We start from the raw sequence: 17,338 nt of genomic DNA, 5'->3' as shown, positions 1-17,338 counted from the left end.
GATTATGATACGCCTAAACGACGCGATAACATCCAGTCCTGTAACTCTGACAGGCTGCCCTCCATGAAGTATTGCTCCATTTCCGCCATCTGTCCCAGTCGGACAAAATGACTCGATGCTGTCAGACTTTTAGCTACTGGCTGAGTAATAAACGCTACACTTCCCTGACTTCTTTTAATAAAATCAAGCTCCTCAAACACATCAAGCATGTTGTTAAGCATGCGGATACTTAACGAGGACTGGCGGCTTAACCGCAGCAAAACTTCGTTCTCAGGTGTTGCAACTGAGGTGATCGAAGCCAACAGTTTATATAGTATTTTGAAATGATCCCGTGTCGGAGTAATAAGTCGTTCTCGGCCATCCTTGATAGAATGCAATAACGCAATATTATCAGCATTAGGGAAGGTTTCGAGCAGCGCATCCAGTTGTTCAGGAGTCTCCGGCATATCCAGTAAGCATAACAGGGAGACATGCCCTGATTCCTGAAGGGGCTCATCCTTAACAGCAGCGCTAATGCCAGCTTCTTTATCATATACCCATAAAGACATTCCTATCAATTCACTTGCAGGCGTACTACGTCCGTTCTGAAACACTGCAGCAGCTCGATACGGACCCGCACCACTATAAGGAAGAAGTAGTTCTCTAATATGTGCGGCTTGCCGTACGGCGTCAGCAGCACCACGAAGATCGAATAACTGAGCATCCTGCACAGATAAATCCTGCAGCATCAGCTGTGATTTGCGTGAGCCATTCCATTCATTGATCGACAGCTCAGCTAACACGTTGATCGTAGTACCCGCCGGTAGCAGCCTGGATAAAGCGCCTTTACCAAACGCCAAGGCTTCAATGCTGTTTTTCCCCTGCTGCAAAACAATCTTCAGGTGTTTTCCATCTTGGCCCATTGTACGTGTCTCTTTCACGGTAGCCCCACGAATAATAAACTTCGGCAACGGATTAGACATTCCGAATGGTGCAAGCCTTTCCAATTCTAACGCGGTCTGCAGTGATAAATCTGAGATTGACACCTCTGCATCAGCGGAAGCAACAGGAACGAAATGCTCTGGCGTTAACACCCCGGACGCATATTCGTTTAATGCTGCAGCAAAGGCTTCTAATCCATCCCGATGCAGGCTCATTCCCGCAGCGGCTGGATGACCTCCAAAATGATCCATTAAATCAGAACAAGAAGAAAGTGCAGCGTAGATGTCAAGTCCAGGAATGGAGCGAGCAGAACCTTTGCACATTCCGGTCTCTGGATGTATATCCAGAATGATCACAGGCCGATAATAACGCTCCAGCAGTTTGGAAGCCACTATACCTACCACACCTACATTCCAGCCATGATCAGCAAGAACAATGATGTCTGGGATTTCGCCACCCTGTGTCATCTGCTCCAGCTTGGCAGTAGCCTCAACAACAATTCTTTCTACCACCAATTGGCGTTCTTTGTTAAGCAGGTCCAGCTCTCCAGCTAGCTGCTCTGCCTCAGCCGCATGCTCGGTAGTGAGGAGGGACACAGCCCGTCCAGCATGGTCCAGGCGACCACTGGCATTGATGCGCGGCGCCATGCCAAAAGCGATATTGACCGCACTCACAGTGCTCATGTTCACACCGCTGACAGCGAGTAAGGCACGAATCCCCGGGAAACTTGAATGCCGCATACTTTCCAAGCCATTTCTAACAATCTCACGGTTTTCGCCAAGCAGCGGCATTAAATCCGCAACCGTTCCTATCGCTGCAATCTCTGCCCATTCTGTGGGAGTTTCTTCCCCTAGAATAGCCTGAGCAAGCTTATAAGCCACACCTACACCCGCTAATCCTTTGAACGGATAAGGGCAGTCTGGCAGCTTGGGATTAATAAGCGTATAGGCCTCTGGCAAAAGCTCAGGGGGTTCATGGTGATCCGTAACGATCACATCGATCCCCAGTTCATTAGCGTAAGCAACCTGATGATAAGCGCTAATGCCAGTATCTACTGTAATGATTAAGGAGACACCTTGCTGTAAAGCCCAATCCAGGGCATGATTATGCAGCCCATAACCCTCATTAGAGCGGTGTGGGATATAAATATCAAAGGAAGCGCCTAAATAGCGCAGCAGATGAATCATAAGTGCTGTGCTGGACACCCCGTCGGCATCATAATCGCCATAAATAAGAATATGTTCTTCATCTTTTAAAGCCTTTCTAATTCTAGGAACCGCTTCAGCCATTCCTTTGAGTAGGAACGGATCATGCTGTTCTTCCTCACTGCCATCCATGAAGCTTAGAGCTTCATGAGGCGTGTTCATTCCTCTATTTACTAATAGTGAGGATAAGAGTGGAGAAATAGAAAGGCTCCGGGCCATATCCCTAACTGTGTCGGGATTGGCTGCCGGAGATTGCCATCTTGTTTTTGAATAAAGCAATAGAACTCACCTTTCTCTCACCTTGCAAACTACTGAAGCAACGTAGGAATATCATTATCCGGCAATTCATAATTGCTTTTGTACGGATAGCCGGGATCATAAGGAACAACGTCCATATGCACCTCACCGACATGAACAAACCGGTGCTGCAGCAGCTTCCTAGCGCATTCCGAAATATCCTGTGCTTCCATCACCGTAATCCGCGGATTCACACTGATCTTCACTTGAAGATTCACATAATTCCCTTGCTCAAGTGCCTTCAGATGTTCTACGCGAATGACGCCATGAACACGTTGCACCGTTTCAATAAAATTAGCGGCTTCCTCCGAAGGAAGCTCCTGCGCATTTTTAGTGTTAATAGAGCTAGCAATGAGTGAATAACCTTTACGAAGAATTAAAACTCCGGTTAAGAGTGCGGCAATAGGATCCATATAAGATAGAGGATGCCAATAGGTGCCACCCATGGATAACGAAATTCCGACTAATACTGTGATAGATGTATATAAGCTGAAACGATGACTATTAACATATGCAGCGTGACTGCCATCACCTATTTTTTTAAAGTAGCGATATTGATATTGAAATACAGCTTCTTTAAAAACAATAGATACTAAGACGGTTACAAACGCCAGCTGTCCGTGTGTAGATGATTTTCCATCCGTTAAGTCGCGGATTGCAGAGAATGCGATCTGCAGTCCCCCCATAAGAATAAATACCGAAAAAAGTATAGCCAACAGCGGCTCCTTAGTGCCCCGCCGTTCTTCGATCCGTTGCTTACTCTTTCTCCCTTGCTCAGAGCGCCACGGAAGAATATCCGCCAGTTTGGCTGCTGCGTCTGCTCCGGAATACAAAGCATCCCCCATTAATGCCTTGCTCCCTGAAATATAGCCAAAACTCCCCTTAGCTACTGCCAAAGTAACATCGCTAATGATCCCTGTCCAAGCAACCGTCTCGCTTTGCGGTGATCGTTCTTTATTCATACGAGGCCCTCCTTACCAATAGCAAGTAATCTCATGATGATTCAATACACATGACATGACCCTAAAGATTTCGAAAGCCGCGTCGCATTTGACGCGGCTTTCTTAAACGTATAAGAAAAGTAGAACTTCGATGCTAATTTCTTCTAACCTTTATTCGGGCTGCTCTTCACTTTAACCTTCTCACGCTTTTTAAGCACTAACCAGAGTGGACTGGCAATAAAGATGGAAGAGTAAGCTCCGAAGAGCAAGCCGATTACCATCGCAAGCGAGAACATCTTAATCGACTCGCCTCCGAATAATAACAGGAAGAACGCCGCAATAAATACGGTAAATGCGGTATAGAGAGAACGCATAAGCGTTTGAGCCACACTTTTATTCACAAGGTGTTTCAAGTCTTCATAAGTTTTCTGTTTACCAAAACGTAAATTCTCACGGATACGGTCAAAAATAACGATCGTATCATTAATGGAATAACCGATAATCGTAAGCACCGCTACAATGAAAGTCAAATCCACTTCCAAACGGAAGATAGAGAAGAGCGCGACTACGATAAAGGCATCATGGAGCAAGGCCACAATCGATGCCACGGCGAAACGCCATTCAAAACGAATACTTACATAAATAATAATCCCCAGACAAGAAATCAGAACTGCATAAATAGCATTACGTGCCAATTCTTTAGCCATTTCAGTGTCCACGGTGTTAATCTCAAACGATGCTTTGTCATCCAGCTTAAGGATTTCAGCTTTTAGAGCCTCATCTTGAGCCTCATCAAGAACTTCGTCATAGCGAATATTCACACGCTGATCACCAAACGAAATCGTTGGTTCATGATCGACATCGATTGCACTAGTTGCAGTCTTAACCTGATCCAAGTTCAAATTCTTGGATAGGGAGATGTCCACATTAGATCCAGCTTTGAAGTCAACGCTGTAATTCAGGCCAAATGTCGCCAGGAATATCAATCCTGCTACTGTCAATGCGATAGAGAAAATATAGAAATATTTACTCAAATGTACGAAATCAAGCTCTTTCTTAAAGCGCACGGATTTCACTCTCCTTAACACCGAAGCTCTTCGGTTTGTTCAGCTTACCCGCTTTGACAAGCTGGCTAAGCAACCAGTGGGAGAAATAAAGATTCGTGGCGATACTCAGCACGATTTCTACAATCAGCACCAATGCAAAGCCTTTGACCGCACCTGTACCGAAGGCAAACATAACTGCTGCCACAATAATAGTAGTCACATTGGAGTCCATTACTGTCCGGAAAGAGGATTTATTCCCTGCTTTAACGGAGGACAGTATACTTTTTCCACTGCGCATTTCTTCCCGTATCCGTTCGTTGGTAATGATATTGGCATCGACCGCCATACCTATACCCAGAATAAATGCGGCTATACCAGGCAGTGTCAAGGTAAAGTCTGCGAAGACGAAGACCGCAATTAGCGCCCATGTATGCAAGAGCAATGCAAAACTAGCCAAAAGACCTGGCAAACGATACATTCCGATCATAAAAATAAGGATAATCACAGAAGCCAGCAGACCTGCTCGAATCGTTTGATCAAGCGATTGCTTACCCAGGGTAGCACCCACACTTTGGGAATATTTCTCCGTCAGCTTCAGTGGCAATGCACCTAGGTTAATAGTGTCTGCAAGTTCACGTGCTTCCTTAATTGTATAGTTACCCGAAATAGAAGCACTGCCATCGGTAAGTACTGCTTGTACCGTAGGGTCAGATAGTTTGTTCTCATCCAAGTAAATCGCGAGATTCTTTCCTAAGAGACGTTTAGTAATCTCTGCAAATTTGTCCTTGTCCTTAATCTTGATGCTGATGATTGGCTGATTCAGGTTATCCCGTCCAACTTCTGCAGCACCTTCAACAAAATCACTACCTACCAGTTCGATTTTGCTGTAAGTTCCCTCAGCGTCACCTTCAGCAGCACTACGGAAAGTCAGAACTGCAGGTTCCTTCATTTTTTTACGAACCTCGGCTTCATCCGTTACGCCCGCAATTTTCAAACGGATACGGTCCGTACCTTCAGTAGTTACCTCTGGTTCACTTGTTCCGAGCGCATTCGCCCGTTTTTCTAAGCTTTCCGCTGTCTTCAGCAGAGAAGCTCGGGACAATGCTGCTCCCGCTTCCATAGGCTCAGCATGATACAAAATCTCAAATCCGCCTTTCAGGTCAAGACCAAGTCTAACCTTGTCCAGCAGTCCAGGAGTAGTAAATGCCATTACGCCTGTCAAAACGAGCACGGTAATAAAAAAGCCCATTAGTCTCTTCATGCTCTAGCTAGTTCCCCTTTCATTAACTCAATATTCCTATTATAGCTACACGCGAAATGACCGTCAATTCACAGCATTGATAGAGCTATACTCACACAAAGAAACGGCCGCCCCTGCATAAATCAGCAAGACATCCGTTTTAATAGGAGATGTGGAGTTATTATTCTCTTACTTTACTGCTTTATCAGGCAGTTCGCAAAAAGAAATATGTGGTTTATTGTTCAGTTCAACCCCCGATAGGCCGCAATAGTCAAATAATTCATGTAACTATTGGCTTTCAAGGAATAAATGTCGTTTACCAGCTTATGTAGGGGAGGCAAGCCTTCCTTATCATAATTACGGCTGATGCAATCCCAGATATCCTTGCTGGTTACATACTCATAGCCGAGGAGCCGGAATTCTTCAGCTTTGCTGCGGCACATGGCTTCGATTTCTTCACTATGTTGATCATGATTCCACTGTTCCGATTCCACGTGTTGACACCTCCAAAGATCGCTCATGTTCGTATGCTCACCATAGATATTCGACTCTTGTTCTTCGCTTTCCTTCTTCCGTCACAAAAAGTTAAAGCTACTAAAACAAGGCATGCCGAGATAGGGGTATAGCATATCCATAAGAATAGACAAGTTCGCCAGCGTTTTATTTCATTTTGGGAAGAAGGCGTGACCTTTGAAGAAACAGAGCTTTATACAAGGAACTTTAATCTTGCTAGCCGCCGGCATCATTAATCGGATGCTTGGATTTATTCCCCGGATTGCTTTACCACGTATTATCGGAGCAGAAGGTGTGGGACTGTATCAGCTCGCATATCCTTTTTTTCTCGTGCTGGTTACTGTGATAACAGGCGGGATTCCACTGGCGATAGCCAAGATGGTAGCGGAAGCAGAAGGAGAGAATCGGCCAGAAAAATCACGGCTGATTTTACGTACTGGACTTGCCCTTAGTGTTGGACTTGCAATCTTCTTTACATTGGTTGCTATGATAAGCGCCTCATGGGTCTCTAATGTTATCTTAACAGACCATAGAGTTTATTATACGTTTATTGCCATGATCCCAATGATTGGGATCGTCGCCGTATCTGCAATCTACCGTGGTTATTTCCAAGGAAAGCAAAACATGATTCCATCGGCGCTCTCCTCCATCTTCGAATCTTTAGTTCGAATATTCTTTATGCTCTGGTTCTCCTGGTTGTTGCTTCCCAAGGGTATTGCTATGGCGGCGGCTGGAGCGATGTTAGGTGTGACGGTAGGAGAAATTGGCGGAATGTTAGCGATTCTGTGGCAATATTATGTCATTACTAAAAAAGATAAAAAGCAGACAAATCCGACTCCAGAGCAACCCGTTCTTGAGTCAGAGGTTATCCCTTCTGATCCAGATGGTGTGAAAGCCAACATCCCCATATTACGGCGCTTATTAGGCATATCCATTCCCGTTACAGCAAGTCGGCTTGTGGGCTCTTTTTCATATCTGCTGGAATCTATTATTACAGTGCGCAGTCTCGCCTTGGCAGGTATAGCCACTGCTGCCGCTACAGCCCAGTACGGGTCTTTACAAGGGATGGTTATTCCCTTATTGCTGCTGCCCGGGGCACTGACCTCGTCACTTGCTGTATCTCTGGTTCCTTCCATATCAGAAGCTGCCGCAAGAAAGGACTTGCCTACCATTCACAAGCGTATGCATCAAGCGTTGCGGCTTGCGCTGGTAACAGGTGCCCCATTTGCTGTTCTTATGTATATCCTGGCGGTCCCGCTTTGCAATTTGTTATATGGCAACGCGGATACAGCCCCTATGCTGAAGCTTATGGCTCCGTTCGCCTTGTTCATCTATGTTCAAGCTCCCTTACAAGCTGCGCTGCAAGCTATGGATCGACCGGGCAGGGCCCTCATCAACACCTTGATTGGAGCAGTAGTCAAAATCATTCTGATTGTAATACTGGCATCCCAACCTGAATATGGAATTTACGGCGCTATCATAGCCATTATTGTGAACAGCATTTTGGTTACGTTACTACACGGATACAGTGTAGTCAGTCTCATATCATTATCTTTAAGAGTAACCGAAACCATAAAAACCTTATGTGCAATGCTCATTATGGGAGCGGGCGTGCATTATATATACACTTCCATTCCCATTGCAGATGTACAATGGATTCAATTTTTATTTGCCTCTGCGATAGGAATGGTCCTGTATTTTGGAATCAGTCTGTTAGCTGGCCTTATCTCACTGCGTGATTTGGACCGTCTGCCGTTTATCAAACGCAGGCTCTAAAAGGTTATCTGTTGTCCAAACGGTCGACATAAATTCTGCCCTTATGATCTATGGAGCATAGAAATACATCTTTGAAATCAGATACTCCCTTTTGGCGAATTTGAGTTCTTAGCCAAAATCTGGTTTTTCCAATCATCTCTAAATTCTGATCCTGCACCTTTCCATCCATAATCAGAGGGATTGGAAGTCCTTCATACCTGATCTTATTCTTCGGCAGTTCTATCTTACGGTTCTTGTTCCCTTTATTATCGTCACTCTTTTTATGCTCAGCAGCTGCACTGCTATTGCCTGATTGGTTAGAGGATGAACTCCCCTTCTCTTTCTCGAATACGGTTAGCTGTCCACTAGGCTCCAGGATCGCAAATTCCACGTCAGCAGGACTGGCGATGTTCTGTCCACGCAATTGCTGCAGAAGATCATCAATATTATATCTCTGCCTACGCATTTCGCCCCGGTGCAGCTTGCCTCCAGAAATGAGTATGCTCGGTTTGCCGTCCATTAAAAGTCTGAGCTTTCTGCTCTTAAGACTGAGTTGAGCCACAATTACCTGTATCAACACCAATGTTGCCATCGGAACGACTCCTTCATAGATCGGCCGATTGATATCCTCAAGCACAAATACAGCAATCTCGGCAATCATGATGGAGATCGTTAAATCAAATACAGACAGCTTACCTATTTCCCTCTTCCCCATGATGCGCATACACAGGAATATGAAGAAATACATCAGCACGGTCAAGAAAATATGGGTAGAGATATGCTGGAACATATAGCTTCGCTCCCCTCCATTCTCACCCGCAGACTTGTTTCCTCGGGTGGATTAATGTAACCCTATTCTGACCGCTCTGTGCAGGGAACATTCGGAAGCCGGCATATTAATTAATGGTAAAAAGGCTGCAATGCCCTTTCTTGTACTATTGGGGCAAGCCATCCCATACAATGAATAATAACTATGTTGATTCTTTTTTCTCAAAAAAACTTTAGGAGGTTGTACCATGTATTTAATCCGGCGCATGTTCTCGTGGAGAATAGCCAATCCTGTGTTATCTGGCCTATGTCGATCATTCCTTTGGATGCTGATGGGTGCGTTTGTCCTCTCTCTTTTGTTATGGGGCAGCAGTCTGAAGGAGCAGGATCTCTCAATGTACACATACATTGTACACGGCATAGCTGCAGCATTCGGAGGACTAACCGCCGGTCGCAGAGCCACGAGCAAAGGCTGGTATCAAGGAAGTCTTACAGGAGCATTTTATGGGATTATCGTTCTGTTAATCGGTTTTTTGGCACTGGATAGCGCACCATCTGGCGTAGATCTGCTATGGGTTCTCGCAGCTGCAGCAATTGGCGCTCTCGGCGGAATGTTTGGCGTTAATTTACAAAAAAGCTAAAATTATAATTCCATTAAATTCGAAACATTCCTTGAAAATATGTTAAACTGTGATCATCTGACTTCATTAAGAGATCAAGGAGGCTTCGATTGCTTTGTTTTACCAATCAATGAACCATATTGTTTTGTACACAGTTGCATTAGTAGTGATATTAGTATGGATTGGCTCTAAACGTAATCCAATCATGGCATTGGTTGAAATTGGGAAAGAGATGCTGCGATCTTATAAGTTTTTGTTGCTGATTGCAGGAATGTTTGGCGTATTAGCCATAAATAAATATGAACTGCAAATTGAACAAAAAATGCATCTTACCTCTGATTATACGCCGTTTATATTTGGCCTAGAGGGTCATTTTGTCCAAGCCGTTCAGGATATATTCTACAGTCCATGGTTAACACCGATCATCGTCTTTTTCTACATTTTCATGCTTCAATCCGTTCTAGCAGCTTCATTAGGGGTATATCTGTTAGATAAAAACCGGGTGATGTTATACGCAACCTGTTATGCTATTATTATCAACTATGCCTTGGCGATTCCATTCTATCTTTACTTCCCGGTAAACGAGGTTTGGTCCTATCTGCCGGCAGGCGTCAAATTTACTATGCTGGATGTATTTCCGAAATTTGAACAGGAATATAGACCGCTATCCGGTCTAAATAACTGCTTCCCGAGTCTACATACGTCCATATCTGTTACAATGGCACTTCTGGCCTTCCGTTCAGGGAACCGGCGCTGGATGGTCATCACTAGTATTTCCGCAGTTGTAATCGTCTTTGGAATCTTCTATCTGGGCATTCATTGGCTTACAGATATGATTGGTGGAACCTTGCTAGCTGTACTAGCCTCTACAGTTGGCGTTCAACTCGCCAAATTAACTTTGCGGGGACGTGAAGAATCGCTTACCGTTCCGAGCCGCGTAACAAATGTACGTTAAAGTTAAAGCTGCTAAATCTCAATAACCTTGAAGATCAAAAAAGCGGTGTCCTCTCCAATGAGAAGACACCGCTTTTTATGTACTTAAATAACAAGTCTATACTTTCTCTTCGACATCCGTAGCCACAGCGTGGCTGATGGAACCGCGATCAAAAGTCAGCTTAGTTACATCGTTGACCCGCAGAACCACGATATCATCGGAAATCTCCATGATCGTACCGTGAAGTCCTCCAATAGTAACGATTTTATCGCCCTTTTTCAGAGCTTTCAACATTGCGTTACGAGTTTTGGTCTTCTTTTGTTGCGGACGAATCAGCAAGAAGTAGAATACTACAAACATAAGGACAAAGGGACCTACCAGGCCTAGTATGCTACCTCCACCACCTGCGCCAGTTGCATATTGAAACGATTGAATCATATTTCTCCCCCCTTTCAAAGTACATTAAAGCATGACTCATAAATCAAACCCTAAAAGCCTTTAAGATTATCATATAATCCGTATTTGGCAAAAAACTCATCGCGAAAATCAAGCAGCCGATCTTCCTTGATGGCTTCACGCACTTTACGCATTAAATCCAACAAGAAGTGCAAATTGTGGTATGTCGTCAATCTAAGTCCGAAGGTTTCATCGGCTTTGATTAGATGGCGCAAATAAGCGCGGGAATAATTCCGGCATGTATAGCAATTGCACTCCGGATCAAGCGGCCCAAAATCACGGGCATACTTAGCGTTGCGTACAACGAGTCTTCCCTGACTGGTCATCGTTGTTCCATTACGGGCAATACGAGTAGGCAAGACACAGTCGAACATGTCCACTCCTCGGATTGATCCTTCCAGCAGCGCATCCGGTGAACCCACGCCCATCAAATAGCGAGGTTTGCCTTGTGGCAGCAGGGGAACTGTATAATCCAGCACTTCATACATTAGCTGCTTGGACTCTCCGACGCTGAGCCCCCCAATAGCATACCCCGGGAAATCCATGGAAGTCAAATCAGCCGCGCTCTGACGGCGCAGATCTTCATACATGCCCCCTTGCACAATAGCAAAAAGACCCTGATCGTTAGGACGAGCATGACTTTTCAGGCAACGTTCTGCCCAGCGCGTGGTGCGCTCCAGTGATTTTTTCACATAATCATACTCAGCCGGGAATGGAGGACATTCATCAAATGCCATCATTATATCTGAACCCAGGGAGTTCTGAACCTCCATCGCTACTTCCGGAGACAGGAATTTCTTATCCCCATTTAGATGGGAACGGAAATGAACTCCTTCTTCCGTAATCTTGCGCATGTCGCTTAACGAGAATACTTGAAACCCGCCGCTGTCTGTCAGAATCGGACGATCCCAGTTCATGAACTTGTGCAGTCCACCAGCTTCACGAACAATATCATGGCCTGGTCTTAGAAACAGATGGTAAGTATTGCTCAAAATAATATGGGCATCCATCTCTTTCAGCTCTTCAGGACTCATAGTCTTGACTGTAGCTTGTGTGCCGACTGGCATAAATGCTGGTGTCTCAATCACACCATGTGGAGTGTGGACTCTTCCAAGTCTGGCTCCGGATTGTTTGCACGTTTTGATGTGCTCATAAGTAATTGCTGCCATAAGTTAACCCATCCTCTTACCTTAATAAATAAACATTGCATCTCCAAAGCTAAAGAATCGGTACTTCTGCTCTATCGCTTCTTCATAAGCAGCTAGAATATGTTCCCGACCTGCCAAAGCGCTAACCAACATAACCAAAGTAGACTTTGGCAGGTGGAAATTGGTAATTAGCGCATTTACTACACTGAACTTATACCCTGGATAGATAAAAATATCCGTCCAGCCACTGCATTCCACAAGCGGACCACCTTCACATTGTCTTCCGACCGTTTCAAGTGTCCGACAAGACGTTGTGCCAACTGCAATAATACGGCCGCCTCGTGCCTTAGTAGCATTTATGGTATCTGCCGTCTCTTGAGACATTACGAAGTACTCAGAATGCATAACATGCTCTTCAACCTTCTCTACAGACATCGGACGAAAAGTACCGAGACCTACATGAAGGGTGATATAAGCGATATTTACACCCTTAGCCTCAATCTGTTCCAGCAATTCTCGGGTAAAATGAAGCCCTGCGGTAGGCGCAGCGGCCGATCCCTCATGCCGAGCATACACAGTCTGATATCGTTCACGATCATCCAGTGTTTCCTTAATATAAGGTGGCAACGGCATCGTTCCCAGCCTGTCCAGAATCTCCTGAAAAATACCCTGATATATGAAACGAAGCGTACGGCCGCCCATATCAGCTTCGTCCTCGATAACGGCACGAAGCTCATCGCTAAAGATGATCACCGCGCCTGTCTTGAGCTTTTTCCCTGGCTTTACAAGTGCTTCCCAGCGATCATCCCCAAGATTCTTCAGGAGGAGCACTTCCGCCTTAGCACCAGTATCTTCTTTCACTCCAAACAATCTCGCTGGAATGACTCTCGTATCATTTAGAACAAGCGTGTCTCCGGGATTAAAATAATCAATAATATCGGTAAAATGCCGGTGAGCCAGCTCTCCATCCTCCTTATTCACTAAAAGCAGTCTAGAAGCACTGCGATCAGCGAGAGGTGTCTGGGCAATCAATTCTTCCGGCAAATGAAAATCATAAGCATCTACATTCATGGTCTGTCTTCATTCCTTAACTATAGTAACGTTCTTATAATAGTGTTGCAATATTTGCTTGTAATCATACCCGCTGTCCGCCATGCCTTTCACGCCCCACTGCGACATGCCTAGACCATGGCCGTTGCCTTGTCCAATGAACAGAAAGCCCGAGCTGTTAGTGATCACTCTGGCTGCAGAATCTCCACCCATCACTACAGTTCCACTGCCATTTACATTAACCTTCCCCGATGCGGAAAGCACACCAGCACTCTGCGAGCTGCTAATTGTGGCGGTAGCGCCGTCAGCGCCTAATACAGTATAACTTCCGGGTGCCACAATATCAAACAAAGTACTAGGTAATCCATTAAACGCGGAGCGGAACATATCAGGATATTTCACATTCAGAGCCTGACCATTAGCTTTCACCTGAATCGCTCTTCCAGAAGGACCGCGCTGAGTAACTTGCAGGTTAGAGATGCTGGAAGGGAGCGTGCTTGTTGTTTTACCCTGCAAGCTTTTTAGAAGTTCAGCAGAGGTATACGGCCCTTTGATCCAGCTATAGCTGCCGGACTCATATACTTTATCCAGAGCCACAGCGTTCTCACCCGGATTCAGCTTTCCGACCGCACTAACACTGCTCTCAATAACTGGCAGAGGACGTATATTCACATCTTTGGTTGTAGCCGTAACTATATCGAGTCCGGCAGCAGTTTTGCTGCCCGTTAATTTAATATTATCTTCACGTGCATAACCAGAGGTACCATTCGCAAGCAGAACATAATACCACTTCTTAGCAGCAGCAGCAGCCGAAACATCTTCAACGCTTGGAACACTAGCAAATACATCGCCACCATTCGCCCAAACCTCTGAAGGGTCAGCTGTCACACCACCACTATTGGAAGAAAATACAGCCTCAACAACTTTACCACCGCTCATCACCACTTCACCAGCAGTAGTATCTACAGCTTTGATAATGGAGGGAGCTTCAGACCCGATTCCGTTATATACCTGACTAAGAGTAGTATCTACTACATTCGCTACATCAAAACGGTTGCCTTGCGACAGCGCATAGCTGCGGGCGGCGACAGCCTGAGCTTTTAGCGCTTCTTCCGGCCAGCTGGAGGAAACCTCTCCTCCCACTACGGCATACAAGTATTGCTCCAGCGGCACTACATTAATTACAGCCAGCGATCCGCTCAAATTGCTCAGTTCCAAATTTCCGCGATATGTACGCTTGGATCTTTCCACTAACTGAATCCCAGCCTCGCTGCCTGCCGCAAGAAATTTAGCATTGCTTCCAGAAACCAGATAATGATCGGCTTGAGTTTCACTGCTAAAATCCAGCCCGGCATCCTTACGCAGTATTAATCCGGGCGAGGTGGCCACAGAAACCGTAAATTGTGGTGCCGCCGTAGACACAGCGGCCTGAACAGCTGTTAAATCACTATCGTTGGCAGCTTCGCCTACCCATACCTCTACTTGTGCACTGCCGTCGTTTCCTGCCAGAAACACCTTCCAAGCATCTAAACCAGCTGCAGTGAGGCTATTAAGCGCCACATCTGCTTCCTGCTCCGAAGAATAGCGGCCAGCTGATAAATGTTTATTGCCTTTCACCGCTGGGGTTTGGTCAGCAGGAATGCTCAGCCCTGCTTTGACTACACGGGTAAGCCCATCCTTGGCAGCTGCTTCACTAGCATAGACGCCCGTGTACAACTGATACACAGTCGCTCCATTTCTGGAGATTGCAAAAATCTGCGGTTTATCGGAGGTGGATTGGAGCTTTTTAGCTGCATCCGCTGCTGTCTGCCAGCTTGAAGCCTCCATCACCTTAACTCTATATCCGTCCAGACTTATACGAATTTGCTTCTGTCCTGGGACAGATACCAAAGGAGCACTTCCTGCTTGATCCGACAGCAAAGTAAAGCTTTGCGTTGATTGCAGTGTTACTGCTGGCACAGTGGATTTATATTTACTTCCAATATCAGCATAAAGAGCAACTCGTATCGTGCTATTAGAATCGGCATGACTGGCACCCGCAGGGATCAGGAAACTTCCTACAGCAAGCGCAGCCGCAAGCAATCCTTTGCTTAGCGGGGCGACCCCTCTCCATTTCCTCTTCGTATGCTTCATCCAGCATCCTCCTTTATAATTGTAGTGACGAACTAGTGCTGCTCCGGAGGGAGCGGAAGCCCTAAATGATGATAAGCGGCCGGGGTTACAATTCTTCCACGCGGACTCCGCTGCAAGAAACCTATCTGCAGCAGGTACGGCTCATATACGTCCTCAATCGTCTGACTTTCCTCACCAATCGTAGCTGCAATCGTATCCAGTCCTACAGGACCGCCGCGAAAGCTTGAAATCATAGCACTTAACATCTTGTGGTCAATACTGTCCAGCCCACGCGGGTCCACCTGAAGCATCTTCAATGCTTCCCCAGAAATTTCAGGAGTTATAATTCCATCTCCGCGCACTTGAGCAAAATCACGGACCCGCTTCAATAAGCGGTTGGCAATCCGCGGCGTTCCCCGCGAACGAAGTGCAATCTCTTCTGCTGCATCGCCAACAATCTCAATGCCTAGAAGATCCGCATTTCGAGATACAATGTAACTCAGCTCATCTATGTTATAGAATTCCAGGCGACTGACCACTCCGAAACGATCACGCAATGGCGCAGACAATAGTCCTGCCCGGGTTGTGGCACCTATCAGTGTGAACGGCGGCAAATCCAATCGTACCGAACGGGCACTTGGTCCTTTGCCGATCATGATATCCAGCGCGAAATCCTCCATCGCAGGATACATAACCTCCTCGACCGTGCGGTGCAAACGGTGAATCTCATCGATGAAAAGCACGTCTCCTTCCTGCAGATTCGTCAGCAGAGCGGCAAGGTCGCCTGGACGCTCTATCGCAGGGCCGGAAGTTGTTCGCAGGTTCACACCCAGCTCATTGGCGATAATATTAGCGAGCGTTGTTTTGCCGAGACCCGGAGGTCCGTACAGCAGCACATGATCCAGCGCTTCGCTTCTCATTTTGGCCGCTTCTATATATACTTTCAGGTTTTCTTTCACCTGAGTCTGGCCGATATATTCTCCCAGATAACGAGGGCGCAAGCTTAGTTCTACCGCCTGCTCGTCCATCATCAAATTCGCGGATATAATCCGGTCATCCATTTCCTATCGCTCCCTTTCTTTAGGATGTGTACGGCTTTACTTAGCTATATATAGCAGCCCTAGTGCTTTCTTCATCAGCACATCTACAGTTCCTGTTTCTGCTCCCTCTTTCTTCAAAGCGAGCCACACGCGGTCCAATTCGCTTTCGGTATAACCCAGCCCCTTAAGCGCATCCCGCGCCTCTTGCCAGGCCAATCCGTCCGTTGCCTCTTCCGTTGGCACTGCAAACAATCCCGTTTGCATTGAAGCCATACTGAGTCCGTCCAGCTTGTCCTTCAAATCAAGGATCATACGCTGTGCTGTCTTTTTGCCAATGCCCGGCAATTTCGTTAAGAACGTTATATTCTCTTGATAAATCGCTGAAATTAACTGATCCGGTGTTCCACCTGTCAGGATTCCAAGCGCAACCCTAGGACCGATGCCTGATACCTCTATCAGCTTGCGGAACAATTTTTGTTCCTCACGAGTCGGGAACCCAAATAATAGCGTAGCGTCCTCACGTGTTTGGTAATGAATATAGATCGTTACAGGTCCTTCTACTTTGGCAAAAGCATAAGGATTCGGGCAGAACACCCGGTATCCTACTCCCTGCACATCCAGCACCACATATTCCGACTCCAAATGAACAACGGGTCCTCTTAAGAAATCTATCATTTTCGCAATACCTCATTTAATTTAGAATTAAGACTGCTCGAATGGGCATGGCATACCGCTACCGCCAGCGCATCCGCCACATCATCGGGTTTCGGAATCGCCGATAGCTTCAGCAACAGCTTCACCATTTCCTGGACCTGCCGTTTCTCAGCCTTACCATAACCCACAACAGCCTGCTTTACCATCATAGGTGTATATTCCGAGACGGGGAGACCCCGCTGTACTGCAGCTAATATAGTCACACCGCGGGCCTGCGCCACTGGCAATGCTGTAGTAACGTTGCGAGCGAAAAACAGCTTTTCTATCGCCACAGCATCGGGTTTATATTTATCAATGAGCTGACCCATGCCTTCATAGACATGCAGCAGTCGTTCTTCTTCAGGCGTATGAGCCTCAGTCTGAATACAACCATATTGGACGGGGGTCAGTTTATGTCCTTCCTTATCTACAAAGCCAAAGCCGACGATCGCCAGCCCCGGATCAATTCCCAAAATACGCAAACATGATCTCTCCTCTATAACAGGCAGATTATTCCACCGTTTTCATCCATTCCTCCGCCATGAAGCGAACATATGTATTCCTTCTAACCATTATAGCAAAAATCCCCCTTGCGGGAG

Annotated in this window: 16 protein-coding genes; 3 read left to right on the top strand and 13 right to left on the bottom strand. The window is 46.1% G+C overall.

Translation table 11 applies throughout. From position 1 onward, the window contains the following. Positions 1-2: 2 nt before the first annotated feature. The 5 genes from recJ to MKY63_RS16960 all read right to left on the bottom strand — a co-directional run bounded on the left by recJ (position 3) and on the right by MKY63_RS16960 (position 6,093). On the bottom strand, positions 3-2,405 hold the full coding sequence (recJ, locus tag MKY63_RS16980) for a single-stranded-DNA-specific exonuclease RecJ (protein WP_038572989.1): 2,403 nt from the start codon (positions 2,403-2,405) through the stop codon (positions 3-5). Between the two features lie 29 nt (positions 2,406-2,434). Continuing rightward, entirely contained in the window at positions 2,435-3,385 is a 951-nt protein-coding gene (locus MKY63_RS16975; protein ID WP_036677651.1) for a cation diffusion facilitator family transporter, read from the bottom strand. A 143-nt stretch (positions 3,386-3,528) separates the two neighbouring features. Continuing rightward, entirely contained in the window at positions 3,529-4,431 is a 903-nt protein-coding gene (gene secF / locus MKY63_RS16970) for a protein translocase subunit SecF (protein WP_052097271.1), read from the bottom strand. Further along, positions 4,421-5,671: a protein translocase subunit SecD gene (gene secD, locus MKY63_RS16965; protein WP_036677653.1), complete on the bottom strand. Its 1,251-nt coding sequence runs from the start codon at positions 5,669-5,671 to the stop codon at positions 4,421-4,423. Before secD ends, secF begins: the two co-directional genes overlap by 11 nt. Positions 5,672-5,892: 221 nt before the next feature. Continuing rightward, the gene (locus MKY63_RS16960) at positions 5,893-6,093 is read right to left on the bottom strand and encodes a post-transcriptional regulator (RefSeq protein WP_232061546.1); all 201 of its coding nucleotides are present in this window, start codon (positions 6,091-6,093) and stop codon (positions 5,893-5,895) included. Between the two features lie 247 nt (positions 6,094-6,340). On the opposite strand from MKY63_RS16960, the gene spoVB reads away from it, so the two are divergent. Then, positions 6,341-7,939 carry a stage V sporulation protein B gene (gene spoVB, locus MKY63_RS16955; RefSeq protein ID WP_076272392.1) on the top strand — a complete coding sequence of 533 codons (1,599 nt, stop codon included), beginning with the start codon at positions 6,341-6,343 and terminating at the stop codon, positions 7,937-7,939. Positions 7,940-7,943: 4 nt separating this feature from the next. On the opposite strand, the gene MKY63_RS16950 is transcribed toward spoVB, so the two are convergent. Beyond that, positions 7,944-8,708 (bottom strand): DUF421 domain-containing protein, encoded by a 765-nt coding sequence (locus MKY63_RS16950; RefSeq protein ID WP_036677658.1) that lies wholly within the window; start codon positions 8,706-8,708, stop codon positions 7,944-7,946. A gap of 226 nt (positions 8,709-8,934) precedes the next feature. Between MKY63_RS16950 and MKY63_RS16945 the strand changes: the two genes are divergently transcribed. Continuing rightward, complete coding sequence (locus MKY63_RS16945; RefSeq protein ID WP_036677660.1) at positions 8,935-9,327, top strand: TIGR04086 family membrane protein; 393 nt, start codon at positions 8,935-8,937, stop codon at positions 9,325-9,327. A gap of 94 nt (positions 9,328-9,421) precedes the next feature. Next, positions 9,422-10,261, top strand: coding sequence for a phosphatase PAP2 family protein (locus tag MKY63_RS16940; protein WP_254924631.1), 840 nt, complete (start codon positions 9,422-9,424; stop codon positions 10,259-10,261). Between the two features lie 96 nt (positions 10,262-10,357). Here MKY63_RS16940 and yajC read toward each other — a convergent pair whose 3' ends face one another. The 7 genes from yajC to ruvC are packed head-to-tail and all read right to left on the bottom strand — an operon-like array spanning position 10,358 to position 17,221. Further along, positions 10,358-10,678 (bottom strand): preprotein translocase subunit YajC, encoded by a 321-nt coding sequence (yajC, locus tag MKY63_RS16935; protein ID WP_036677664.1) that lies wholly within the window; start codon positions 10,676-10,678, stop codon positions 10,358-10,360. A gap of 50 nt (positions 10,679-10,728) precedes the next feature. Further along, positions 10,729-11,865, bottom strand: a complete 1,137-nt coding sequence (tgt, locus tag MKY63_RS16930) for a tRNA guanosine(34) transglycosylase Tgt (RefSeq protein ID WP_036677666.1) — start codon at positions 11,863-11,865, stop codon at positions 10,729-10,731. 21 nt (positions 11,866-11,886) lie between these two features. Beyond that, positions 11,887-12,915, bottom strand: coding sequence for a tRNA preQ1(34) S-adenosylmethionine ribosyltransferase-isomerase QueA (gene queA / locus MKY63_RS16925; RefSeq protein ID WP_094903196.1), 1,029 nt, complete (start codon positions 12,913-12,915; stop codon positions 11,887-11,889). Between the two features lie 9 nt (positions 12,916-12,924). Next, on the bottom strand, positions 12,925-15,027 hold the full coding sequence (locus tag MKY63_RS16920; protein ID WP_339809375.1) for a SpoIID/LytB domain-containing protein: 2,103 nt from the start codon (positions 15,025-15,027) through the stop codon (positions 12,925-12,927). Between the two features lie 32 nt (positions 15,028-15,059). Then, positions 15,060-16,067: a Holliday junction branch migration DNA helicase RuvB gene (gene ruvB / locus MKY63_RS16915; RefSeq protein ID WP_036677672.1), complete on the bottom strand. Its 1,008-nt coding sequence runs from the start codon at positions 16,065-16,067 to the stop codon at positions 15,060-15,062. A gap of 36 nt (positions 16,068-16,103) precedes the next feature. Further along, positions 16,104-16,721: a Holliday junction branch migration protein RuvA gene (gene ruvA, locus MKY63_RS16910; RefSeq protein ID WP_036677675.1), complete on the bottom strand. Its 618-nt coding sequence runs from the start codon at positions 16,719-16,721 to the stop codon at positions 16,104-16,106. Beyond that, positions 16,718-17,221 (bottom strand): crossover junction endodeoxyribonuclease RuvC, encoded by a 504-nt coding sequence (gene ruvC, locus MKY63_RS16905; RefSeq protein ID WP_036677679.1) that lies wholly within the window; start codon positions 17,219-17,221, stop codon positions 16,718-16,720. The genes ruvA and ruvC overlap by 4 nt, the downstream gene beginning before the upstream one ends. Positions 17,222-17,338 lie beyond the last annotated feature (117 nt).

This window comes from Paenibacillus sp. FSL R7-0189 (assembly GCF_037969925.1).
Classification (GTDB): domain Bacteria; phylum Bacillota; class Bacilli; order Paenibacillales; family Paenibacillaceae; genus Paenibacillus_AQ; species Paenibacillus_AQ odorifer.
Note: the sequence above shows the minus strand (reverse complement) of the source record. Positions and strands in the feature narration are given on the sequence as shown.